Source organism: Variovorax sp. RCC_210, from assembly GCF_041355175.1.
In the GTDB taxonomy this organism is placed as follows: Bacteria; Pseudomonadota; Gammaproteobacteria; order Burkholderiales; family Burkholderiaceae_C; genus Variovorax.
In genome coordinates, this window is the sequence record NZ_JBFUPJ010000003.1 from 402,027 (window position 1) to 423,338 (window position 21,312).

A 21,312-nucleotide genomic window follows, 5' to 3' on the forward strand; every position below is an offset into this window, starting at 1 on the left:
CCGACTTTTCTCCGACCCCAGACAACCAAGGAACTCCATGGCCACATCCAAACCTTCCAAGGCGCCAAAGCCCGCCCGGTCCGTCAAGGCCCTGGCCGACAGCACCAAGGCACGCCGCACCGCGTCGCTGCACACGCCCAGCGACCTGGGCGCCGACGCCACGCGGGACATCTCGGCCGCGCTCAACGTGCTGCTGGCCGACGTGTTCGCGCTGTACTTCAAGACCAAGAACTTCCACTGGCACATGTCGGGCCCGTCGTTTCGCGACTACCACCTGCTGCTCGACGAGCAGGCCGACCAGATCTTCGCCACGGTCGACCCCATCGCCGAGCGCGTGCGCAAGGTGGGCGGCACCACGCTGCGCTCCACCGGCCATGCCACGCGCCTGCAGCGCCTGTCGGACAACGACGCCGACTTCGTGACCCCCATCGGCATGCTGGCCGAGCTGCGCGAGGACAACCAGCGCCTGGCCGGCTTCATGCGCGCCACGCATGCCGTGTGCGACGAGCACGGCGACGTGGCCACCGCCAGCGTGCTGGAGAACTGGATCGACGAGGCCGAGCGCCGCACGTGGTTCCTGTTCGAGTCGGTGAGGCAGAGCTGAGCAGGCTTTCGCGTTCCGTTCCCTTTTCGTTTCCCTTTTCGTTTCCCTTTTTCGTTCCGGCCTTCCTCCCTTTCGACTCCACAGGAAAAACCATGACCACACTCACCCTGCGCGACGGCACCGAGCTCTACTACAAGGACTGGGGCTCGGGCCAGCCCATCGTCTTCAGCCACGGCTGGCCGCTGAGCGCCGACATGTGGGACGCGCAGATGCTGTTCTTCGCCGAGCGCGGCTACCGCACCATCGCCTTCGACCGCCGCGGCTTCGGCCGCTCGAGCCAGCCCTGGACCGGCTACGACTACGACACCTTCGCCGACGACCTGGCCGAGCTCATCGAGACGCTCGACCTGAACAACGTGGTGCTGGCGGGCTTTTCGATGGGCGGCGGCGACGTCACGCGCTACATCGCGCGCAAGGGCACGGCGCGCGTGGCCAGGCTGGCGCTCATCAGCGCCGTCACGCCGCTGTTCATGAAAACGGCCGACCACCCCGCGGGCCCCGACGCCTCGCTGTTCGCGGGCATTCGCGCCGGCCTGGTCGCCGACCGCCCGCAGTTCCTGGACGACTTCAGCACGCTGTTCTACGGCACCAACCGCCCGGGCGCCAAGGTGTCGCAGGGCGTGTTCAAGCAGACGCTGCAGATCGCGCTGCAAGCCTCCATCAAGGCCACCATCGACTGCGTGACCGCGTTCTCGGAAACCGACTTCCGCCCCGACATGGCGAAGATCGACGTGCCCACGCTGGTGATCCACGGCGACGACGACCAGGTGGTGCCCATCGAGGCCACCGGCAAGCTCGCGGCGGAAATGATCAAGGGCGCGCAGTTCAAGGTGTATGCCGGCGCGCCGCACGCCACCTGCAACACGCACGCCGACCAGGTCAACGCCGACCTGCTGGCGTTCATCCAGGGCTGAGGCGCAGCGCCGGCGTGCCCACGGCACATCCAGCGCGGCAACCGACGGGCGCCTACGGCGACCTGCTCGGGCGCTGCTTCGAGCTGCCGTCGGCGCCCGCGCTGGTCATGCTGCCGGCTTTGAACGCGGCGGCGGCATCGAATGCCGCCGCCATGCCGTTCGCGGTCACGCGCATCACCTGCCTGCCCGACCAGCTGGGCATGAAGCCGGAGATTCCGGCCGAAGACGCCTTCCTCGTCACCCTGCACCTGGCCGCCGCGGCGCACCACGAGCTGTGGGTGCGCGGGCGGCCCGCGGTGGTGCGCGGCTACGTGCCGGGCGCGATCAGCATCGTCGACCTGCGCGACGAGGTCGCCAGCTACCTGGGCACGCCGCTGGACGCGCTGCAGTTCTACGTGCCGCGCGCGCTGGTGCGCGCCGTGGCGCAACTGTCGCGCGCGGAAAACATGGCGCCCGTGAGCGGCCTGGCCTGCGCCCCCGGCCTGGTCGACCCCGTGATGTACAGCCTGGGCGCGGCCGTGCTGGCGCTGTTCGAGCGGCCACGACCCGCGGCGGCCGGCGTGCAGCGACACCTGGCGCTGGCGATTTGCGCCCACCTGGTGCACCGCTTCGGGAACAATGCCGACGTTCAGGCCAGCCCCCAGACACCGCTTGTTGCACCGCTCGATGCGCCGCTCGTTGCACCGCTTGACTTGCCTCTTGCAGCGCGGCTGCATTGACGACTTCCAAAGGAACGCTTTTCATGACCACAGATTCCACACCCCCCTCCGTTCAAGACAACCCCGCCAAGCACCGCTTCGAGTACGCGTCGCAGGGCGAACGCGCGGTCGCCATCTATTCGCTGGACGGCGACGTCATCACCTTCATCCACACCCTGGTGCCCGAAGCCTTGCAAGGGCAGGGCATCGCCAAGAAGCTGGTGCTGGCGGGCCTGGCCTCGGCGCGCGAGCGCGGGCTGCGCGTGATTCCTCAGTGCCCCGTGTTCGCGGCCTACATGCGCGCGCACGCCGACACGCACGACCTGCTGGCCGACGAAGGTCGCAAGCTGCTCGGCCTCTGAGGCTCGGCATTCAGGAAGCCCGCCGCCGACCTACCCATGACCAGCCATGACCACCCATGACCACCGATGACCACCGATGACCGCCACCCCGAACTGCGCACCGCCACGCTCGACGAAATCGCCGGGCGCGCCGTGCCGGGTGCCGAGACCGTCACCGCAGTCATCCAGCAGACGGTCAGGCGCGAGTCCGTGGCCGCCTACGAGCAGTGGCTGAAAAAGGTGGTGCCCATTGCCGCGCGCTTTCCGGGGCACCGCGGCGTCAACGTCATCCATCCCGCGGCGGGCGGGCTGCAATACACCATCACCATCCGCTTCGACTCGCTCGCGCATGCGCAAGACTGGTTCGCCTCCGGTGCGCGCAAGCAGCTGGTCGACGAGGTGGCGCCGCTGCTCGACGCCGACGAGAAGGTGGAAACGCGCAGCGGGCTGGAGTTCTGGTTCCACCCCGCCCCGGGGCAGCCGCCGGCCAGGCGCTACAAGCAGTTCTTGCTGACGCTGTCGGTCATCTACCCGCTGACCATGCTGGTGCCGGCGGTGGTGCACCGCGTGCTCGCGCCGGTGCCCGTGCTGTCCGGCTACTGGCTGGAGCACCTCGTGGCTTCGGCGGCCATCGTCGGGCTGATGGTGTACCTGGTCATGCCGCGCTACACGCGCCTGATGGCGCGCTGGCTCTACAAGTGACGCGCTGAAGCCGCTGGCTGCGACTGCGGCTGGGGTGCGGGCACCATCGGGTCGCCCTCGTGCGTGCGGCCCTGCAGCAGCACCGACAACGCCGCCAGCACCGGCGGCACGGCGAAGCACCACACGTTCCATCGCGCGTAGATGAGCGCCGCCGCCGCGCAGCCGGCCGCGAACCAGGCCACGGCCGCGGCCATGCGCCGCATGCGCGCGCGGGCGGCAGCGGCCTCTTCGGGCAGCTGGCCGCCGCGCAGCAGGTCGGCCAGGTCGACCATCACCTGCGTGGTCGTGCCGGTCATCAGCGTGGTCGGCGGCGCGCTGCCCAGGTGAATGCGATGCACCGCGTTCTGGATGGCCATGGCCGACACCAGCACCAGCCCCGCGAGCATCGCGGCGGCGCTGTCGCCGTCTTCGAACGGGCCGAAGTGCATGGCCACGATGCCGCCCGCCAGCAGCAGCACCGTCTTCAGCACCAGCATCGTGCGCAACACCGGCAACCCCATGCGCGGCAGCCCGTAGCTCAGCCAGCGCGCGAGCATCACCACCACGCAGAACACCGGCAGCGCCAGCAGCTTGGTGATCGCGCCCGAGGTGCCGTGCACCAGCGCCGCGCCGATGGTCACGAAGTTGCCGGTCACGTGCGCGGTGAACAGGCCGTGCAGCGCGAGAAAGCCGGCGGTGTCGACGAAGCCGCCGTTGAGGCTCATGAGTTGGGGCAGGGTGGGTTTCATGGCGGTGGGGTGCGGGAATAGAGAAAAAGGAGAGCGATCGGGGTTATGGGAGACGACGGGGCTCCATCGTGCACCCGCCGCGGCGCGCCGTCTTGCAGGCTTGGGCTCGGATTTGCAGATTCGAGCGATGTCGCGCCGGCGAGCCGCAGGTTCAAAGCAGGCCACTCTTGTTCAAGACGCGCGCGCTCATCGGCGCCACCATTCGCGCGAGAACCGATCCGGGAGATCGCCATGAGCACACACCACAGGCCCCCCACCCTGACCACCGCGGGCGGCGCGCCCGTGGCGGACAGCCAGCACTCCATCACCGCCGGCCCGCGCGGGCCGATCCTGCTGCAGGACTACCAGATGGCCGAGAAGCTCGCCTACCTGGCGCGCGAGCGCATTCCCGAGCGCGTGCTGCATGCGAAGGGCGCGGCCGCCTTCGGCACGCTGCGCATCACCGGCGACATCGCGCGCCACACGCGCGCGCACTGCCTGCAGCCTGGGCGCGTCACGCCGGTGCTGGTGCGCTTTTCGGGCCTCACGGGCGAGCGCGGCTGCGCCGATGCCGAGCGCGACATGCGCGGCTTCGCGCTCAAGGCGTACACGCAGGAGGGCAACTGGGACCTGGTCGGCAGCCACCTGCCGGTGGCCTGCATCCGCGATCCGCAGAAGTTTCCGGACCTGGTGCGCGCGCTCAAGCGTCACCCGGTGAGCCACCTGCGCTCGCCCACCGCCATCTGGGACTTCTGGTCGCTCTCGCCCGAAAGCATCCACCAGATCGTGATGCTGTTCTCCGACCGCGGGCTGCCCGCCAGCTACCGCCACATGCACGGCTACGGCGCGCACGCCTTCGGGCTGCTGAACGAGGCCGGCGAGCGGGCGTGGGTCAAGTTCCACTTCCGCACGCGGCAGGGCATCCGGTGCCTGAGCGACGCGCAGGCGCGCGACACCATCGCCGACGACCGCGAGAGCGCGCAGCGCGACCTGTTCGAGGCCATCGAGCGCGGCGAGCATCCGCGCTGGTCGCTGCATGTGCAGCTGATGAGCGACGCCCAGGCCGAGGCGCTGCCGTTCAACCCCTTCGACCCGACCAAGGTCTGGCCGCAGGACATGTTTCCGCTGACCGAGCTGGGCGAGCTCACGCTGGACGCCAACCCCGACAACTACTTCGCGCAGGTCGAGCAGGCCACCTTCAACCCGGCGCACCTGGTGCCAGGCCTGTGCATCTCGCCCGACAAGCTGCTGCAAGGCCGGCTGCTGGCCTATGCCGACGCCCAGCGCTACCGCGTGGGCACGCACCATGCGGCGCTGCCCGTGAACCGCCCGCAGTCGCCGGTGCACACGTACCACGCCGACGGCGCCATGCGGCTGAACGTGCCGCCGCGCACCGACGCCTACTACGAGCCCAACTCCTTCGGCGGCCCGCGCCCCGACCGCCGCCACGCGGAGCCCGCGCTGACGTTGCAGGGCGACGCCATGCGCTTCGACGACCGCCAGGGGCTGGGCGACTACGCACAGGCCAGCGTGCTGTACCGGCGCATGGACGAGGGCGAGCGCGCGCGCCTGGCCGCCAACCTCGCCGCGGCGATGGCCGGCGTGCCCGAGGGCATCCAACGCCGTCAGGTGGCGCATTTCAGGCTGGTGGACGAGGCGCTGGGCGCGGGCGTGGAAGCTGCGCTGGCGTAGACCGCCCCAGTTCGTCCAGGGCGTCGATCCATACGCCAAAGCTACCCAAATGGCCCCCTGAAAATGTATTGGCGGATATGCATGGCCACTCCTAGCATCGGCCGGACACAGCGCCTGCGACGCCGACCCTGCCCGTGAGCTGACGGCGCGGGGCGCGCGCAAGGCGCACCACCGAAGGAGACAAGAAAACCATGTCATCGCTCCCCGTGCGCGGGGCGGCCCGTCCGCTCCCCGGCGGCTCGCGCACATCGCGCGCCAGCCGCTTCGCCGTTGTCGTCTGCTTCCTGGTCGCGCTGATCGACGGGTACGACACGCTCATGCTCTCCTTCGTCGCACCGCTGGTCTCCAGGGAATGGGGCATGCCGCCGGGCGCCTTCGGCAAGGTGTTCGCCATGAGCTTCGCGGGCGCGGTGGTGGGCGCCGTGGCCGTGGGCGCGGCGGCCGACCGCTTCGGGCGGCGCAGGCTGCTGCTGGGCTCCATCGCGGTGGCGGGCGGCTTCATTTTGCTGAGCGCCGGCGCCAGCTCGCCGGAGCAGCTCATGGCGTGGCGCTTTCTGTCGGGCATCGGGCTGGGCGGCGCCATTCCCACCATCTCGGCGCTCGCGGCCGAGCATGCGCACCCGGAGCGGCGCAGCGCCACCGTGTCGCGCATGTTCCTGGGCTTTCCGATCGGCGCGGTGGCCGGCGGCGCCATCACCGCCGCGCTGATGCAGCAGGTGGGCTGGCGCGGCATCTTCGTGGGCGGCGGAACGCTCGCGCTGGCGTTGCTGCCGCTGGTGTTCGCCATGTCCGAGCCGGGGCATGAACCAGCGAATGACCCGGCACGCGGCAGCGCCTCGCCGTCACCCGTCAGGCATCCATTGGCCGAGGTGGTCGCCGATGGCCGGGCCGTGGGCACCGCGATGATCGCGACCGCCGCATTCATGATCCTGCTGGTCAGCTACTTCCTGCTGAGCTGGACGCCCAGCGTGCTCGCCATGAACGGCATGAGCCCGCAACGCTCGGCGCTGGCCGGGGTGATGCTGAACGTGGGCGGCGTGGCCGGGGCCTTCGCCATGTCCTTCGTGGTGGCGCGGCGCAGCCCTTTCGGCCCGGTGGCCATCTGCCTGGCGCTGGGGGCGCTGCTGGTGCCGCTGTTCGGCCTGCATGTCGTCGACAGCGTGGTCGGCAGGGAGATGGGTGGCGAGCTTGTCGCGTTCTGCCTGGTGTTCGCCATCGGCCTGCTGGTCATCGGCGGGCAGATGAACATCCCGGCGCTGTGCGTGCACTACTACCCGGCCAGCGTGCGCGCCACCGGCGTCGGCCTGTCGATGTCCATCGGCCGCGTCGGCTCCATCGTGGGGCCGCTGGTGGGCGGGATGCTGATGAGCGCGCAGCTCTCGTGGAGCCGGCTGTTCATGCTGGCGGCCATTCCGGCGCTGGTGGCGGCGGCGGCGCTGGGGTGGGTGGCGCGCAGCCGGCCCGCGGACCGGTCCGGCGGTTGAACCTTCGGGCGAGCTGGCGAGCTGTTGCATTGGCAGGCCAGCGGACTGGCCGGCCAGCGGCTGCTAGCGGTTGCGGCTCGCGCGCAGCAGCCGCAGCAGGCTGTCCAGGTGCGGGTTGGCGTCGGCGTCGCGGTGGCCCAGGTACAGGCTGGAGACGGCATCCTTGTCGAGGATGCGGCTGTACAGCACCCCTTCGAGCTGGATGCACTGCGTGTCGTTCGGCACGATGGCCACGCCGAAGCCTGCGGCCACCAGGCCGATCATGGTCGAGGCCTCGCGCGTCTCGTGCATCACCGCCGGGCGAAACCCCGCCTTGGCGCACAGCTCCTGCACCTTCCAGTACAGGCCGATGCCCGCGTCGCGCGGGTAGACGATGAGCGGCACGTCCTGCAGCTCCTTGATGTGGATGCCCTTGCCGCGCGTGAGCACGTGCTGCTGCGGCATGGCCGCCACCAGCGGCGCCGAGTACCACTCCTCGATGGTCACGCCCACCGGAATGCCCACGTTGGGCTTGCGCAGCACGCCCAGGTCGAGCGCGCGGGCGTTGATGGCGTCGAGCTGGTGCATCGAGGCCATCTCCTGCAGCCGCAGCTCCACCGCCGGAAAGCTCGCGCGGTAGTCGCGAATGGCCGCGGGCAGCGCCGCCGTGAGCATCGACGACGCGGTGAAGCCCAGGTTGAGCTTGCCGATTTCGCCGACGGCGGCGCTGTGCACTTCGTCTTTCGCGCTCTGCACCGACGCGAGGATGGTGCGCGCCCGGTCCAGGAAGTGGCGCCCCGCCTGCGTGAGGTACACGCGGCGCTTGTCGCGCTCGAACAGCTGCACGCCCAGCTCTTCTTCGAGCGCGCGGATCTGCGTGCTCAGCGGCGGCTGCGCCATGTACAGGCGCTCGGCGGCGCGGGTGAAGTTGAGCTCTTCGGCCACGGCGACGAAGTAGCGAAGGTGTCGAAGTTCCACGATATCTCCTGCGTATCGAAAGCCATCCGAATTCGGTATTTCCCGGTATGAAGACCATTCTCTAGCATCAACCCGCAACCGCACAACCACGCATTCGCAACGCACCCGCAACGCATTCACAGCGCGTTCACAACGCATCTGAAGGAACACTCCGCATGGCCCCAGACACGGCTTCGGCACCCGCCGACGCATCGACCAACCTCGTCGTGAGCCGCCTGCGGCAGCGCCTGCCGGTGGCGGCGCTGGGCATCCGCTGCTCGCGCACGCCCGAGATCGCACGCATCGCCAAGGCCAGCGGCCACCACGCCATCTGGGTGGACCTGGAGCACAGCAGCATCGGCATCGATGCGGCGGCGCAGATCTGCGCGGCGGCGCTCGACATCGGGCTGATGCCCTTCGTGCGCGTGCCCGAGCGCGAGTACGGCGTGATCGGCCGGCTGCTCGACGGCGGCGCGGCGGGCATCATCGCGCCGCGCATCGAGACCGTGGCGCAGGCCGAAGACCTGGTGGCGGCCTGCCGCTTTCCGCCGCTGGGCCACCGCTCGGCCATCGGCGCGCTGCCGCACCTGGGCTACCGCAAGCTGGCCGCGGCCGAGTTCAACGCGGCCATGAACCGCGCCACCGCCGTGAAGGTGCTCATCGAAAGCCCGCTGGGCATCGCCAACATCGACGGCATTGCCGCCGTGCCGGGCATCGACATCGTGGGCATCGGCACCAACGACCTGAGCGCGGAGCTGGGCGTGCCCGGCGACTTTCGCCACCCGCGGGTGCGCGAGGCGCACGAGGCGGCGCTGGCCGCCTGCCTGCGCGCGGGCAAGCCGCTGGCCATCGGCGGCATCGCCGACGCGGCCTATTCCGCCGAGCTGGTGCGCCGCGGCGCGGCCCCTTTCCTCATGACCGGCATCGACACCGATCTCCTGCTGGCCGCCGCGCACGAGCGCGTGCGGCTGGCGCTCGCCTCCATCGAAACTTCCGACTCGCCATGACCTCTGCAGACATCCTCACCTCCAAGCCCATGCGCGCCGCCGACACGCTCGCGCGGCCGTCTTTCGACGTGCCCGCCGGCGCCTGCGACGCGCACGTGCACGTGTTCGAGAGCGAAGCGCGCTACCCGCACGTAGCACACCCGCACTACACGCTGCCCGACGGCCCGCTCGCCAAGCTGGACGCCATGTGCGCGTCGCTGGGCCTGGCGCGCTACGTGATCGTGCAGCCCAGCTTCTACGGCACCGACAACCGCTGCATGCTCGACGCGCTGGACATCGCCGGCGAACGCGCGCGCGGCGTGGCCATGGTGGCCGACGACATCGCGCAGACCGCGCTGCAGGACATGCACCTGCGCGGCGTGCGCGCGCTGCGGCTCGACCTGTTCCTGCGCTCGTCGCTGCCGACCGCCGAGCTGGTGCAGTACATACAGCGCAGCGTGCGCCAGACCCAGGCGCTGGGCTGGCACCTGCAGTTCTATACGCCGGGCTGGGTGGTGCGCGACCTCATTCCGTACCTGGGCGATATCGATGCCGACTTCGTCATCGACCACATGGGCTACATGCTGGAAAGCGACGGCCTCACGCGGCAGGACTTCGACCGCCTGCTGCGCGTGCTGGCCGACGGCCGCGGCTGGATGAAGCTCTCGGGCCCCTACCGCGTGGCGAAGGACGGCAACTACGACAAGCTGCGCCCGCTGGCGCACGCCATCGTCGACGCGCTGCCCGAGCGCACCATCTGGGGCAGCGACTGGCCGCACATTCCCGAAGGCGGGCGCGACACCGGCGAGCTGCTGAACCTGCTCGCCAGCTGGGTGCCCGGTGCGCACGCGCGCCGGCGCATCCTGGTGGACAACCCGGCGCGGCTGTTCGGCTTCGGGCCGCTTTCGCAGTAAGGTGCGCATGCCGACCCCAGGGAGCCCCACCATGCACAGCATCCAGGACCTCGACACCTCCGGCGCACGCGCCGTGGAGACCTTCGTTCACGACGGCACGCGCTACCTCGTGGTGCCGCAACTGGCGCTCGACGTGCCGGGCCAGCCCGCAATGATCACCGTGGGCGACAGCAGCAACGTCGATGCGCTCGTCTACCGCTGGCAGGGCGAGGCCTTCGAGCCGCACGCGCGGCTGCCGGTGCCGGGCGGGGAAGACGCAGAGTTCTTCCGCATCGGCGAACGCGCCTTCCTTGCGACCGCCAGCCTCAAGTCGGGCACCGGGCCCTACGAGCTGAATGTCGACTCGGTCATCTTCGAGCTGAAGGACGGCGCCTTCACCGAGCTGCAGCGCGTGCCCACCTTCGCAGCCAAGCAGTGGACGCACTTCGCCATCGGCGAGCGGCACTTTCTTGCGCTGGCGCAGGGCGTGGCCATGGAAGGCAACGTGCCGCGGCATCCGTCGAAATCGGCCCTGTACGAATGGAACGGCGAGCGCTTCGTGGAGTTCCAGGTCATCGAGTCGGTGTGGGGCTACAACTTCGCGTTCTTCGAGATCGGGGAGCAGCGCTTCCTGGCCTACGCGGACCATGTGGCGCCCTCGCGCGTGATGCTCTGGAGCGGCACGCGCTTCGAGGACTTCCAGCCGCTCGAGGGCAAGACCGGCCGCGCCTTCCAGTTCTTCGAGCACGGCGGCGAAGCGTGGCTGGCCTTTGCGTGCCTGCACGACGACACGGTGCTGCTGCGATGGAGCGGCAACGGCTGCGGCTTCGTTGCGCACCAGACGCTGAGCGGCCCCGGTGGGCGCGAGTTCATCTGGCGCGAAGACGCGCAGGGCGGCGAGCTGGTGCAGGTCAACTTCCTGCTGGGGAGCCGCGAGGCACCCATCACCTCGATGACCTCGGTGGGCTACCGCTTCGTCGACGGCCGGCTGGCGGTGCGGCGCGAGTTTCCGACGCTGGGCGGCACCGATGCCTGCGCCTTCGAGGAAGACGGCCAGGCCTACCTGGTGGTCGCCAACAGCCTGGGCGCGGACATTCGCTTTCGCACGCCGAGCAAGGTGTACCGGCTGGGGGAGGCGCAAACGCAGGCACAGGCGGGAGACGCCCGATGAGCGCGCCCAACTTCCAGAGCCCCGAGTTCCTGCGCCTGTTCGAGACCTACACCGCGAGCCCCGACAGCCTGGGCGCGAAGATGACCCGCGCCACCGCCGAGGCCGCGCCCGACGCGGCGCTGATCGTGGCGACGGCGGCCGACTTCATTCTCTTTCCCGGCCGCGGCAAGCCGCCCGAGGTCGAGGGCTACCGGCTGACGACGCGCGGCTTCAAGGAGCTGGCGGCGGTGTCGCACTTCGGGCCCGCGCTGGCCTCGCTGGTGCGCCTGCGCGAGATCGATCCCGCGGGCACGCTGTGGCGCAGCGAGGCCGAGCGCCTGCTCGCCGCCACCGCGGCGGCGCGCGCGGCGAACAGCGTCGCGCTCTGGCGCGACCACATCGCGGTGCCCGCCTACCGCGGGCGAGAGACCGACATCGCGAACATGGTGCAGTACGCCTGCGAACTGACCGAGCGCTACATCGCCCGCGCCCTGGCGCAGCCCGAGACGCTCACCGCCGCCGACCTGCGCGCGCACTACCTCGAAGCCAGCGGCGATGCCGTGGGCGCGAGCGTGCCGATGAACCAGGTGATGATCGCGACCTTTTTCCTGGTCGGGCTCGACACCGCGCACCGCGCGATCGCGTGGTTCGAGCGGCACCGCATCGACTGGGCGAACGCCATGGTGCTCATCGTGGGCAAGCAGGGGCGGCCCACCGCCGGCGTCACGTGGAGCACCAACGCGGTGTGCGCGATGGTGCTGGCGTCTTCGCACCATGCGCTGCCGCTGGAGCGCGTGTACATCGCGCCGCATGCGCCGGCGCCCACCTTCGAGCGTCCGGTCGACCTGGCGGCCGTGGCGGCGCACGAGGCGCCGATGCGCAAGCTGTGGTGGGCCACGCGCGCCATGAGCGACCTGGGCCCGCTGATGTACGAGGGCTATCCGCGCTTTGCGCCCGGCCGTGGCAGCCGGCCCGTGCTGCAGCCCGGCGCCATGGAGGTGAGCGACATGCCCGCCATTGCCGGGCCGGACGACTGGCACGCGCTGAACACCCGGCTGCGCGTGATTCTGGAAGACCCGCGCCAGCTGCTCGCGGGCTGCGTCACCGACTACGCGGCCGACCTGCTGGAGGCCGCCGGCAACGACCCGCGCGCGGTGGTGGTGCCGGGGCTCGACGGCGCGGACTATCCGCGGTATTTCTCCTGAAGACCTGAAAGACCGGACGCGCGAGGCGTCCGGTCTTTTTTTTGTCTCCCTCGTTCAGAAGTTGTGCGAGATGCCGAACTGCAGGCCGCGCGAGTTCGCGCCGGCCTGCGGATCCGACAGCGCATCGCTCACCACATAGGCCGCGTTGCCCTTGTTGCGCACCACCGACCAGGTGCCGTACACCGCGGTGCGCTTGCTGAGCCAGTGCACGTAGCCCAGCGCCACCTGCGTGGCGTCGTCGGCGTCCACGCCCGGACCCGAGCGGTTGGCGCGCGCGATCGATGCCTTGATCACGCCCGCGCCCACCGGCACGCTCAGGCCCAGCATCGCGTGCGTCTGGCTCTCCGGCGCGTTCTTCTGCCGCAGGTAGTTGGCGTAGAGCTTGACCACGCCGAAGTCGTAGCTGCCGCCCAGGCTGGCGTTGCGGTAGCGCCGGCCTTCGACGGGCGTCTGCCCGTAGCTGGCCGCGATGTCGAGCGAGCCCGACGCGTAGCCCAGCCGAGCGCCCGAGTACTTCATGCCCTGTTGCCCTTCGGGCATCGCCACCATGACCTGGCCGTAGAAGCCGCCCAGGTTGCGCGGAAGAAAGTAGCCGACCGAGTTGTTGGCGCGCACCAGCGTCTTCGCGCCGCCGAGCCCGAAGGGCCAGCCTTCGACGATGTTGCTGGAGCCGCCCACGCCCACGGTGCCGAAGGGCGAGAACTGCGACACGTTCCAGAAGCTGGGCGTGTAGTCGCGGCCCAGGCGCAGCTCGCCGAAGCTGTTGTGCGAGAGGCTCACGGTGGAGCGCCGCTGCCAGCCCACGCCCTGGAACTCTCCGGTGTCGGGCAGCGTGGCGGCCTCGAGCCAGAAGCTCGCGGCCAGCCCGCCGCCCAGGTCTTCGGTGCCGCGAAAGCCCAGCCGGCTGGGCAGCACGTTGCCGCCCTGGTCCATCGCGCGGACCGAGCGCTCGCCCGATTTCGCGAAGGTGAGGTTGAGGTCGACCGTGCCGAAGAGGGACACGGTCGATTGCGCGAGCGCGGGGCCGTGCAGGCCGAGGCAGCCCGCGGCGAGCACGAGGGTGGAACGGATCATGGGGTGTTGTCTCCTGGTTGTAGAAAAAGGCGTGAACAGGCTTGAAGAGGCGTGAGCAGGGCGCGCGCGCTCCCGCGGCCCTGGCGTGGCGCAAGGGTCGAGTGCCAGGAGTCCGCCGCCGTTGTCGGCGTGCTCTCGAAGGCGGGAGCGAACGGAAGAAAAGGGAAGAGAGAGGAGGCCGGCCCGCGTCAGTCGATGCGAATGCCCTTGGCCTTGATGAGCCGGCCCATGGTGGCGGCTTCGCGCTCGATGATGGCGCGCGTGTCTTCAGGGCCGGTGCCCATGGGCTCCAGCCCCGCGTCGGCGATCTGCCGCGCCATCTCGGGCGAGCGGGTGACGGTATGGATCGCCTGGCCCAGGCGCTCGACGATGTGCGACGGCGTGCGCGCGGGCAGCCAGAAGCCCAGCCACGTCGACACTTCCAGGCCGGGATAGCGCTCGGCCAGCGTCGGCACATCGGGCAGGGCGGGGCTGCGCTGGCTGCCGGTGTACGCCAGCGCCTTCACGCGGCCGGCCTTGATGTTGGGCAGGGCGGAGATGGGCGGCTCGAAGCCCAGCATCACCTGCCCGCCGATCACGTCGGGCATGGCGCCCTGCTTGTAGGGCACGTGCAGCATCTGCACGGAGGCGGCCTCCTGCAGCAGCTCGAAGCCCAGGTGCGAGGTGCTGCCCGAGCCGTACGAGGCAAAGCTCACATGCCCCGGCTGCCGCCTGGCCAGCGCGACCAGTTCATCGGCGTTGCGCGCGGGCACCGCGTTGTTCGCCACGATGAAGGAGCCGCCCTTCAGCGCCTGCGTGACGGGCACCAGGTCTTCCGTGGGCCTGTAGGGCAGCTTGGAGAGCAGGAACGGCGTCATCGTGAACGGATTGCTGGTGGAGAACAGCACCGTGTAGCCGTCCGGCGCGGCCTTGGCGACCGCGTCGGTGCCGATGGTGGAGAGCGCGCCGGGCTTGTTCTCCACGATCACCGGCACCTTCAGCAGGCGCGAAAGTTGCTCGGCGTAGCTGCGCGCGAACAGGTCGGAGCCCACGCCGGGGGGCGTGGGCGTCACTATCTTGATGGCGCGGTGCGGCCAGGGGGCGGCCTGGGGCTGCGATTGGGGTTGCGATTGCGGCTGTGCCATTGCCGTGCATGCCATGCCGGCGGCGCACACCAGCGCCAGTGTGTGGATCCTCTTCATGTCTCGTCTCCTGTTTATGGGCGCATGCTAGGCAGCGGCTGTCATATTCGGAAATACCGATTCGAGATGCAATGTCATACTCTTTTCGTATAACTTCGCGCCGAACGCGCCGTCGTTCGAACCCCCTGCTTGTTGTGCTTCCTGTGCCTTTGCCTGCCTTGTGATGTCCGAAGATCGATTCCTGTCAGACCGCCTGCTCCTGCCCCCGCAGCCTCCCATGCTGGCCCCCGGCATCGTCCACAGCAGTTTCGGGGTGCAGGGCGACGCCCGCCACAGCCTGCCGGCCTGGCAGGAGCGCATGAGCACCGTCTACGACGTGCAGCCCGTGCCGGCGCTCGAAGACGGGGCGGTGTTCGACGCCTCGTTCGCGCGCTACACGGTCGACGACCTGACCTTCTTCGACATGCGCACCGGCCCCAACGTGGCGGTGCGCTCGCTGGGGCGGGTGTCGACCGAGAGCGTGCGCGACATCTCGTTCAACCTGTTCGTCGAAGGCATTCCGGCCGAGTTCCGCGGCCACAGGATGCGCGCGGACGAGCACCGCGCGCCCAGAGTGCCCAGCATCCTGGCGCTGGACATGGACCAGCCCTGCACCATCCGCAGCCACGAGGGGCGCATGCTGATGTTCTTCGTGCCGCGGGCGGTGGTGGAAAAGGCCTTTCCCGATGCCGCCTCGCTGCACGGCCGGCGGGTGGAGGCCAACACGCCGCTCACGCGCATGCTGGTGTCGCACCTGCTGGCGCTCAGCCGGCAGATCGTGGGGCTGGCCCGCGATGACGCGGGCGACAGCTTTCGCACCACGGTGCAGCTGCTGGTGGCGGCCTTCAGCCGGGAGGCGGGGCTGTCGGGCGACGCGCGTGCGGCGGTGCGCGCCGCGGTGTACGGCCAGGTCTGCCGCCACGTGGAGGCGCACCTGCACGACCCGGGGCTGTCGCCCGAGAGCGTGCTGCAGTCGCTGCAGCTGTCGCGCGCCAGCGTGTACCGCCTGTTCCTGCACCACGGCGGGCTGGCCGCGTACATCCGCGCCCGCAGGCTGCGAACGGCCGCCGACGAGCTGGTGCGCTTTCCGAACCTGGCCGTGCAGGACATCGCGGCGGGGCTGGGGTTCAACAACGCGTCGAGCTTCACGCGGGCGTTCCGGCGCACCTACGACATCGCGCCGCAGGAGCTGCATGCGTACGCGCCCTTGCTGCGGCGCGAGCCGGCGTGGCAGCAGCGGCATGCGGGCTGGCCCGCGCAGGCTTTTCCCCTCGCTTTCAGGTAGCCGCGCTTCGCTTATCTATACGGCGCTATACCGCCGACACGGCGGCGGTGCCCGCTGCGGCGCTGTTGAACACCGGCGGCGTGGTCACGATCGAGCGCAGCGCGGGCTGCGCCTCGCGCAACGCGGCCAGGTCGGGCCGCGGCCGGCGCAGTTGCGCATGCGCCGCGAAGGCTTCTTCCATCGCCCGCGCCGCGCCCAGCACCTGGTGGTCCGCGCGAAAGCCGCCCACCACCTGCAGCCCAAAGGGCATGCCCGCGTGGTCGAGCCCGCAGGGCAGCGAAATGGCGGGGTGCGTGGTCAGCGTGACCACGTAGGTCAGCGCCAGCCAGCGGTAGTAGTTGGCCTGCGGTTCGCCGTTGATGTGGCTGGCGTACAGCTGCGTCCACGGAAAGGGCGAGACCGGCGTGGTCGGCGACAGCACCAGGTCGTAGTCGGCGAAGGTCGCCTGGAAGCGCTGGAGCAGGCGGGTCTGCTCGGCCTGCGCCCAGGCGCTGTCGAGCAGGCTCATGCGCGCGCCCATCTCGTAGTTGGCGCGCGGGTTGGGGCCCAGGCTCGCGGGGTCGCGCTCGTAGGCCGCGTGCATGCCGGCCACGAAGGCCTCGGCGCGCAGCACGTCGAAGCAGCGGTGCGCCTCGCCCATGTCGAAGTCGACCGGGTCGCAGCGCGCGAACAGGTGGCGCATGGCGCCCATCTTTTGCCGGAAGGTGGCGCGGATGTCGTCGTCCACGGCGCAGGTGCCGAAGTCTTCGGTCCATGCCACGCGCAGGCCGGCCAGGTCGACGTGCGCGGGCGCCAGGAACGACATCGGGTCAAGCGGGTAGCTCAGCGGGTCGCCCGCGCTCATGCCGGCAGCGGCGGCCAGCTGCAGGCAGGCGTCGTCCACGGTGCGGCCCATGGGGCCGACCACCGAAAGGGGCGTCCAGCCCAGCGGCTTGCGCACGCTGGGCACGACGCCCGGCGAGGGCCTGAAGCCCACCACCCCGCACTTGGCCGCGGGAATGCGCAGCGAGCCGCCGGTGTCGGAGCCGGTGCACACCGGCAGCATGTCGCAGGCCAGCGCGGCGGCCGAGCCGCCCGAGGAGCCGCCCGCGTTGAGGTTGGGGTCGAACGGGTTGCCGGTGGCGCCCCACACCGCGTTGCGCGAGTTGGCGCCCGCGCCCATCTCGGGCACGTTGGTCTTGCCCGCGACGATGGCGCCCGCGCGGCGCAGGCGCGCCACCAGCTCGATGTCCTGCGTGGGCACGTGGTCGCGGTAGATGGCGGAGCCCCAGGTGGTGAGCAGGCCTTCGGTCGGCTCCAGGTCCTTCACGCCCAGCGGCAGGCCGTGCAGCAGGCCCAGGGTGTCGCCGCGCATCACGGCGCTTTCCGCGGCGCGGGCCTCGGCGCGCGCGCGCTCGAAGCAGGTCGCGGTCACGGCGTTGACGAACGGGTTCACGCGCTCGATGCGCGCGATGCATGCCTCGAGCAGCTCGACGGGCGAGACCTGCTTGCGGCCGATGAGGCGGCGCAGCGCGACGGCGGAGGTCTCGACGAGGTCGGCGCCGGGTTCCTGGCGGCCTTCCATGGAGGTGTGCGTGGTGTTCATCAGTCGGCGGTGATGTTGGCGCGCGCCGCCACCGCGCGCATCAGCGGCAGCTCGCGGTTGATGAGCTCGCTGGCCGCGGCGGCGTTGCTGTAGGCCGGCTCCAGCCCCTGCGCCAGCAGCCTGGCGCGGGTGTCGGGGTCGGCGATGGTCACGGCCAGCGCCTTCTCCAGCCTGGCCTTCACGTCGGCCGGCAGGCCCTTGGGCGCGGCCAGCACCAGCCAGGTGTCCATGTCGATGTCGGGGTAGCCGCTCTCGGCCAGGGTGGGCACGTCGGGCAGCAGCGCGGAGCGCTTGGTCGTGGTGAGCGCGATGGCCTTGATCTTGCCGCTCTTCAGCTGCGGGATGGCGGCGCTCACGGTGTCGATGCTGAACGGAATCTGCCCGCCCATCAGGTCGGTCATGGCCGGCGCGCTGCCCTTGTAGGGCACGTGCGTCATCTTCAGGCCGGCCGCGTGCAGCACGCTTTCGCCGGCGAACTGCGCGGTGGTGCCGGTGCCGAAGGAGCCGTACGAGTACTTGCCGGGCGAGGCCTTCACGTAGTCGACGAACTGCTGCACCGTCTTCACCGGCACCTCGCTGTTGGCCAGAAGGACGAGGCCGGTGCGCCCGGCGATGCCGATGGGGTCGAAGCCCTTCACCGGGTCGTAGGGCAGGTTGGCGCGAATGGCCGGGTTCACGGTGAAGGTGGTGCCCGAGCTGACCAGCAGCGTGTAGCCGTCGGGCGCGGCCTTGGCCACGTAGCTCGCGCCGATCACCGTGCCGGCGCCCGCACGGTTCTCGATGACCACGGGCTGGCCCAGTTCCTTGCCCAGGCGCTGCGCGATGACGCGGCCGTTGACGTCGGTCGCGCCGCCGGGCGGAAAGGGAATGACCAGCGTGAGCGGGCGCGAGGGAAAAGCGGTCTCGGCGGCGAGGGCGGCGAACGGCAGGGCGCCGAAGCCGAAGCAGCACAGCCATGCCATGCGTGCCATGAGCGGGAGACGGTTCATCGGGGGAACTCCTGGGGGGCTAGGGAAGGGGCTGGCCGGTGCGGGCCAGCGTGGACCGGTAAGGGCCGGTAGGGCTCGCAGGTTCATCCTAGGAGCCGCAACGCGCTGCCACAAGCGCAATGTTTAGAATCGTGCGTTGCCGAAACGGCAATCGGCGCCGTCTTCACACCGCCGCGGCGCACCCCTTTCCACCGAAGGAATTCATGACGCTTCGCGCCTTGCAGGAAACCGCGGTCCGCTACTTTCTGGAGGTCGTGAAGACCGGCTCGGTGAAGGACGCGGCGCTCAAGCTCAACGTGGCGCCCTCGGCGGTGAGCCGCCAGGTGGCGCGGCTGGAGCGCGAGCTGGACACGCTGCTGTTCGACCGCCATGCGCGCGGCATGGTGCCCAACGCCGCCGGCGAGCTGCTGGCCGCGCATGCGAAGCGGGCGCAGCAGGACATCGAGCGCGTGGCGAACGACATCGCGGGCCTGCGCGGCCTGCGCAGCGGGCATGTGCGCATCGCGAGTACCGAGGGCTTCGCCTTCGACTTCATTCCCACGCTGGTGGCGCGCTTCAGGCGCAAGCACGAGGGCATCCGCTTTCACCTGGAGGTGTGCCCGCCCGGCGACGTTTCGCGGCGGGTGCGCGACGGCGAGGCCGACGTGGGCATCACGCTGAGCGCGGTGCCCGAGCCCGGCATCGAGATCGAGCTGCGCCACCCCAGCCCCATCCTGGCCGTGATGGCCAGGGACCATCCGCTGGCGCAACAGCGCCAGCTCACGCTGCGCCAGGTGGTGGCCTACCCGCTGGGGCTGCCGCAGGAAGACAGCTCGATCCGCCGGCTGCTGGACGCCAGCTGCACCCGCCAGGGGCTGCGCTATGCGCAGGCCATGTCGAGCAACCACGCCAACGCGCTGCTGAGCTTTGCCGCGGCCGGCGGCGGCAGCATCGCCTTCTACGGTGCGCTGTCGATGCGCACGCTGCTGCAGAGCAAGGCCCTGGTCGCCATTGCCCTGAAAGACCGCGAGATGAACGAGCGCCACCTCGAGATCGAGACCCTGGCCGGCCGCGCGCTGCCCGACGCGGGCAAGGCCTTCGTGCGCTACCTGGTGGAGGCGGTGCAGGCCTCGGGATGAGGCAGGCCGCGTGCCCGGTGCCTACTTCAGCGCGCGCTCGATGGCGCTGCGCAGGTGCTCCAGCCCGAAAGACACGTCGGTGAACTCGCCGTTGACGTAGAAGGTGGGCGTGGCGCGCACGTTGAGCCGCCGGCCGATCTCGACCTGCTCCTGCACGCGCTGGCGGTACACGGTGTCTTTCAGCTCGTTTTCGAAGCGCGGCATGTCCAGGCCCAGCTGCGCGGCGTAGGCGTCCAGGTGGGTGGCATCCAGGTGGCTCTGGTGGTTGAACAGCAGCTCTGCATAGGGCCAGAACTTGCCCTGCGCGCCCGCGGCCTCGGCGGCCTCCGCCGCCAGCTCCGCGTGCGGGTGCACCTCGCGCAGCGGAAAGTGGCGGAACACGAAGCGCACCTGCGCGCCGAAGTGCGACAGCATCATCTGCACGGCCGGGTGGGCCTGGCGGCACGACGGGCATTCGAAGTCGCCGAACTCGATGAGGGTGACGCGGGCCGAGGCCGGCCCGAGGATGTGCTCGGTGGCGGGGTCGGGCGTGAGGAGGGGGTTCGGGTTCGCGTGGGACGGTGCGCTCATGAAGGCCTCGCAGGATGGATGTAGGGGTGTGAAAAAAGAAGAAAAAGACTTGCTCCGGCGCGCGCGCCGTTCAGCGCGCCACCCGCATCTTGCGCCGCCAGCTGCCCGGCGGCGAGCCCGTGTACTGCGAGAACACGCGCGTGAAGTGGCTCTGGTCGGCAAAGCCGCAGGCCGCGGCCACGTCCGCCAGCGGGCGCTCGAAGTCCATCAGCAGCGCCTGCGCGCGCTCCAGCCGTTGCGCGATGAGCCACTGGTGCGGCGTCTGCCCGGTGGTTTCGCGAAACGCGTGAATGAAGTAGCTGCGCGACAGGTTGCAGGCGTCCGCGATCTCGGCGACTGAAATGGCGCCGTCGATCTTGCTGCGCAGCATTTCCTTGGCGCGCGCCTCGTGCGAGCGCGACAGCACGCGCTGCGTGCGCGGCTCGTTCGGCGGCGCGGCGCGGCCGTGCGCATCGACCAGGTAGCTGGTGACGGCCAGGCAGACCTGGTCGACGAACAGCAGGCTGGTGTCGGCCGGGTCGTGCAGCGCCGGCACCAGCGCCTGCGCGAGATGGGCGAGCACGTCGTCGCGCTCGGCCGTGACGGCCGCGAGCCCGCCGGCGCGCGGGCCGGCTCGGTCGTCCAGGGCGCGTTCGAGCGCGGCGTGGGAAATTTCGAGCAGCACGAAGTCGAAGCCGGTCTCCATGTCGGCGCGGTAGCGGTCGCAGAAGTCGCGGATGTAGATGGCGCCCTTGCCGAAGTCGTGGCGCACGGCGTGGTGCTCGTGCAGCACGCGCCGGCGGTGGCCGTCGCGCAGCGACACGCCCACCAGCACGCCGCGCCCGCTGGCGGCGGTTTCCACGTGCTGGCGCTGCGGGCCGTCCACGGTCTTGCGGTAGACCCGCACGCCGTTGGCCAGCAGGTCGCGGTCCTGGCTCAGGTGGCTGGCCGTGCAGCCGAGGCCGTCCGTGGCGGGGGCCGGGGCAGGGTGCGCAGGGGCGGGCACCGGTCGCTGCACCGGGCCTGTTGCCGAAGAAAAGCTGCTGTCGGCGTGCATGGACGGGCGGGCGAAAGACGGGAGTGGCAGAGCTTCCGATTGGCGGCGCTGCGGCGGATTCTGGATAGAAGCTTTGTGCGTTTTATTGAAAACGCGGCGCGGGCGCGAATGCAAGCTGTAAGGTTTCGTGTATCTCTCGGGCGGTGGCTGCCTTTATGCTGTGCGCGATCACAACGCAGATGC

The 21,312-nt window shown here is 70.3% G+C and carries 21 protein-coding genes; 13 read left to right on the forward strand and 8 right to left on the reverse strand.

Features of this window, described 5'->3' with window-relative positions:
- Window positions 1–37: 37 nt before the first annotated feature.
- From AB6807_RS13885 to AB6807_RS13905, 5 genes are all read left to right on the forward strand, one after another.
- On the forward strand, window positions 38–604 hold the full coding sequence (locus AB6807_RS13885; RefSeq protein ID WP_286515009.1) for a Dps family protein: 567 nt from the start codon (window positions 38–40) through the stop codon (window positions 602–604).
- Window positions 605–696: 92 nt separating this feature from the next.
- Window positions 697–1,518, forward strand: a complete 822-nt coding sequence (locus AB6807_RS13890) for an alpha/beta fold hydrolase (RefSeq protein ID WP_371085020.1) — start codon at window positions 697–699, stop codon at window positions 1,516–1,518.
- A gap of 14 nt (window positions 1,519–1,532) precedes the next feature.
- A complete protein-coding gene (locus AB6807_RS13895) occupies window positions 1,533–2,237 on the forward strand; it encodes an AraC family transcriptional regulator (RefSeq protein WP_371085021.1) in 705 nt (234 codons plus the stop codon).
- Window positions 2,238–2,260: 23 nt separating this feature from the next.
- The gene (locus AB6807_RS13900; RefSeq protein ID WP_116911353.1) at window positions 2,261–2,578 is read left to right on the forward strand and encodes a GNAT family N-acetyltransferase; all 318 of its coding nucleotides are present in this window, start codon (window positions 2,261–2,263) and stop codon (window positions 2,576–2,578) included.
- A 66-nt stretch (window positions 2,579–2,644) separates the two neighbouring features.
- Entirely contained in the window at window positions 2,645–3,259 is a 615-nt protein-coding gene (locus tag AB6807_RS13905; RefSeq protein WP_286515014.1) for an antibiotic biosynthesis monooxygenase, read from the forward strand.
- Here AB6807_RS13905 and AB6807_RS13910 read toward each other — a convergent pair.
- Window positions 3,250–3,987, reverse strand: coding sequence for a YoaK family protein (locus tag AB6807_RS13910; protein WP_371085022.1), 738 nt, complete (start codon window positions 3,985–3,987; stop codon window positions 3,250–3,252). The two genes, AB6807_RS13905 and AB6807_RS13910, sit on opposite strands and share 10 nt — an antisense overlap.
- 231 nt (window positions 3,988–4,218) lie before the next feature.
- Between AB6807_RS13910 and AB6807_RS13915 the strand changes: the two genes are divergently transcribed.
- Together AB6807_RS13915 and AB6807_RS13920 are read left to right on the forward strand one after the other, a co-directional pair.
- Window positions 4,219–5,658 (forward strand): catalase, encoded by a 1,440-nt coding sequence (locus AB6807_RS13915; protein ID WP_371085023.1) that lies wholly within the window; start codon window positions 4,219–4,221, stop codon window positions 5,656–5,658.
- 191 nt (window positions 5,659–5,849) lie between these two features.
- Window positions 5,850–7,142 (forward strand): MFS transporter, encoded by a 1,293-nt coding sequence (locus tag AB6807_RS13920; RefSeq protein WP_371085024.1) that lies wholly within the window; start codon window positions 5,850–5,852, stop codon window positions 7,140–7,142.
- Window positions 7,143–7,205: 63 nt separating this feature from the next.
- On the opposite strand, the gene AB6807_RS13925 is transcribed toward AB6807_RS13920, so the two are convergent.
- Window positions 7,206–8,099, reverse strand: a complete 894-nt coding sequence (locus AB6807_RS13925; protein ID WP_371085025.1) for a LysR substrate-binding domain-containing protein — start codon at window positions 8,097–8,099, stop codon at window positions 7,206–7,208.
- Window positions 8,100–8,254: 155 nt separating this feature from the next.
- Here AB6807_RS13925 and AB6807_RS13930 point away from each other — a divergent pair, with 155 nt between their 5' ends.
- The 4 genes from AB6807_RS13930 to AB6807_RS13945 are packed head-to-tail and all read left to right on the forward strand — an operon-like array spanning window position 8,255 to window position 12,312.
- Entirely contained in the window at window positions 8,255–9,085 is an 831-nt protein-coding gene (locus AB6807_RS13930; protein WP_371085026.1) for an HpcH/HpaI aldolase/citrate lyase family protein, read from the forward strand.
- On the forward strand, window positions 9,082–9,978 hold the full coding sequence (locus tag AB6807_RS13935) for an amidohydrolase (protein ID WP_371085027.1): 897 nt from the start codon (window positions 9,082–9,084) through the stop codon (window positions 9,976–9,978). The genes AB6807_RS13930 and AB6807_RS13935 overlap by 4 nt, the downstream gene beginning before the upstream one ends.
- A 31-nt stretch (window positions 9,979–10,009) precedes the next feature.
- Complete coding sequence (locus AB6807_RS13940; protein WP_371085028.1) at window positions 10,010–11,128, forward strand: hypothetical protein; 1,119 nt, start codon at window positions 10,010–10,012, stop codon at window positions 11,126–11,128.
- A complete protein-coding gene (locus AB6807_RS13945) occupies window positions 11,125–12,312 on the forward strand; it encodes a DUF5624 domain-containing protein (RefSeq protein WP_371085029.1) in 1,188 nt (395 codons plus the stop codon). The genes AB6807_RS13940 and AB6807_RS13945 overlap by 4 nt, the downstream gene beginning before the upstream one ends.
- Before the next feature lie 54 nt (window positions 12,313–12,366).
- On the opposite strand, the gene AB6807_RS13950 is transcribed toward AB6807_RS13945, so the two are convergent.
- Entirely contained in the window at window positions 12,367–13,386 is a 1,020-nt protein-coding gene (locus AB6807_RS13950; protein WP_371085030.1) for a porin, read from the reverse strand.
- Window positions 13,387–13,574: 188 nt separating this feature from the next.
- Window positions 13,575–14,567, reverse strand: a complete 993-nt coding sequence (locus AB6807_RS13955; protein WP_371085031.1) for a Bug family tripartite tricarboxylate transporter substrate binding protein — start codon at window positions 14,565–14,567, stop codon at window positions 13,575–13,577.
- Between the two features lie 217 nt (window positions 14,568–14,784).
- Between AB6807_RS13955 and AB6807_RS13960 the strand changes: the two genes are divergently transcribed.
- Window positions 14,785–15,831 (forward strand): helix-turn-helix domain-containing protein, encoded by a 1,047-nt coding sequence (locus AB6807_RS13960; RefSeq protein ID WP_371085032.1) that lies wholly within the window; start codon window positions 14,785–14,787, stop codon window positions 15,829–15,831.
- A gap of 25 nt (window positions 15,832–15,856) precedes the next feature.
- Here AB6807_RS13960 and AB6807_RS13965 read toward each other — a convergent pair whose 3' ends face one another.
- On the reverse strand, window positions 15,857–17,416 hold the full coding sequence (locus tag AB6807_RS13965; RefSeq protein WP_371085033.1) for an amidase: 1,560 nt from the start codon (window positions 17,414–17,416) through the stop codon (window positions 15,857–15,859).
- Window positions 17,416–18,405, reverse strand: coding sequence for a Bug family tripartite tricarboxylate transporter substrate binding protein (locus AB6807_RS13970; protein ID WP_371085034.1), 990 nt, complete (start codon window positions 18,403–18,405; stop codon window positions 17,416–17,418). Before AB6807_RS13970 ends, AB6807_RS13965 begins: the two co-directional genes overlap by 1 nt.
- Window positions 18,406–18,608: 203 nt before the next feature.
- On the opposite strand from AB6807_RS13970, the gene AB6807_RS13975 reads away from it, so the two are divergent.
- Window positions 18,609–19,523, forward strand: a complete 915-nt coding sequence (locus AB6807_RS13975; protein WP_116911339.1) for a LysR family transcriptional regulator — start codon at window positions 18,609–18,611, stop codon at window positions 19,521–19,523.
- Between the two features lie 21 nt (window positions 19,524–19,544).
- On the opposite strand, the gene AB6807_RS13980 is transcribed toward AB6807_RS13975, so the two are convergent.
- Window positions 19,545–20,093 (reverse strand): DsbA family protein, encoded by a 549-nt coding sequence (locus AB6807_RS13980; RefSeq protein ID WP_371085035.1) that lies wholly within the window; start codon window positions 20,091–20,093, stop codon window positions 19,545–19,547.
- A gap of 70 nt (window positions 20,094–20,163) precedes the next feature.
- The gene (locus tag AB6807_RS13985) at window positions 20,164–21,129 is read right to left on the reverse strand and encodes a helix-turn-helix domain-containing protein (protein WP_371085036.1); all 966 of its coding nucleotides are present in this window, start codon (window positions 21,127–21,129) and stop codon (window positions 20,164–20,166) included.
- Window positions 21,130–21,312: the final 183 nt, after the last annotated feature.

Bases quoted from the DNA above. Each gene is read 5' to 3' on its own strand.
- AB6807_RS13885 (WP_286515009.1), top strand. From the start codon at position 38: ATGGCCACATCCAAACCTTCCAAGGCGCCAAAGCCCGCCCGGTCCGTC.
- AB6807_RS13890 (WP_371085020.1), top strand. From the start codon at position 697: ATGACCACACTCACCCTGCGCGACGGCACCGAGCTCTACTACAAGGAC.
- AB6807_RS13900 (WP_116911353.1), top strand. From the start codon at position 2,261: ATGACCACAGATTCCACACCCCCCTCCGTTCAAGACAACCCCGCCAAG.
- AB6807_RS13905 (WP_286515014.1), top strand. From the start codon at position 2,645: ATGACCACCGATGACCGCCACCCCGAACTGCGCACCGCCACGCTCGAC.
- AB6807_RS13910 (WP_371085022.1), bottom strand. From the start codon at position 3,987: ATGAAACCCACCCTGCCCCAACTCATGAGCCTCAACGGCGGCTTCGTC.
- AB6807_RS13915 (WP_371085023.1), top strand. From the start codon at position 4,219: ATGAGCACACACCACAGGCCCCCCACCCTGACCACCGCGGGCGGCGCG.
- AB6807_RS13920 (WP_371085024.1), top strand. From the start codon at position 5,850: ATGTCATCGCTCCCCGTGCGCGGGGCGGCCCGTCCGCTCCCCGGCGGC.
- AB6807_RS13930 (WP_371085026.1), top strand. From the start codon at position 8,255: ATGGCCCCAGACACGGCTTCGGCACCCGCCGACGCATCGACCAACCTC.
- AB6807_RS13935 (WP_371085027.1), top strand. From the start codon at position 9,082: ATGACCTCTGCAGACATCCTCACCTCCAAGCCCATGCGCGCCGCCGAC.
- AB6807_RS13940 (WP_371085028.1), top strand. From the start codon at position 10,010: ATGCACAGCATCCAGGACCTCGACACCTCCGGCGCACGCGCCGTGGAG.
- AB6807_RS13945 (WP_371085029.1), top strand. From the start codon at position 11,125: ATGAGCGCGCCCAACTTCCAGAGCCCCGAGTTCCTGCGCCTGTTCGAG.
- AB6807_RS13950 (WP_371085030.1), bottom strand. From the start codon at position 13,386: ATGATCCGTTCCACCCTCGTGCTCGCCGCGGGCTGCCTCGGCCTGCAC.
- AB6807_RS13955 (WP_371085031.1), bottom strand. From the start codon at position 14,567: ATGAAGAGGATCCACACACTGGCGCTGGTGTGCGCCGCCGGCATGGCA.
- AB6807_RS13960 (WP_371085032.1), top strand. From the start codon at position 14,785: ATGCTGGCCCCCGGCATCGTCCACAGCAGTTTCGGGGTGCAGGGCGAC.
- AB6807_RS13965 (WP_371085033.1), bottom strand. From the start codon at position 17,416: ATGAACACCACGCACACCTCCATGGAAGGCCGCCAGGAACCCGGCGCC.
- AB6807_RS13970 (WP_371085034.1), bottom strand. From the start codon at position 18,405: ATGAACCGTCTCCCGCTCATGGCACGCATGGCATGGCTGTGCTGCTTC.
- AB6807_RS13975 (WP_116911339.1), top strand. From the start codon at position 18,609: ATGACGCTTCGCGCCTTGCAGGAAACCGCGGTCCGCTACTTTCTGGAG.
- AB6807_RS13980 (WP_371085035.1), bottom strand. From the start codon at position 20,093: ATGAGCGCACCGTCCCACGCGAACCCGAACCCCCTCCTCACGCCCGAC.
- AB6807_RS13985 (WP_371085036.1), bottom strand. From the start codon at position 21,129: ATGCACGCCGACAGCAGCTTTTCTTCGGCAACAGGCCCGGTGCAGCGA.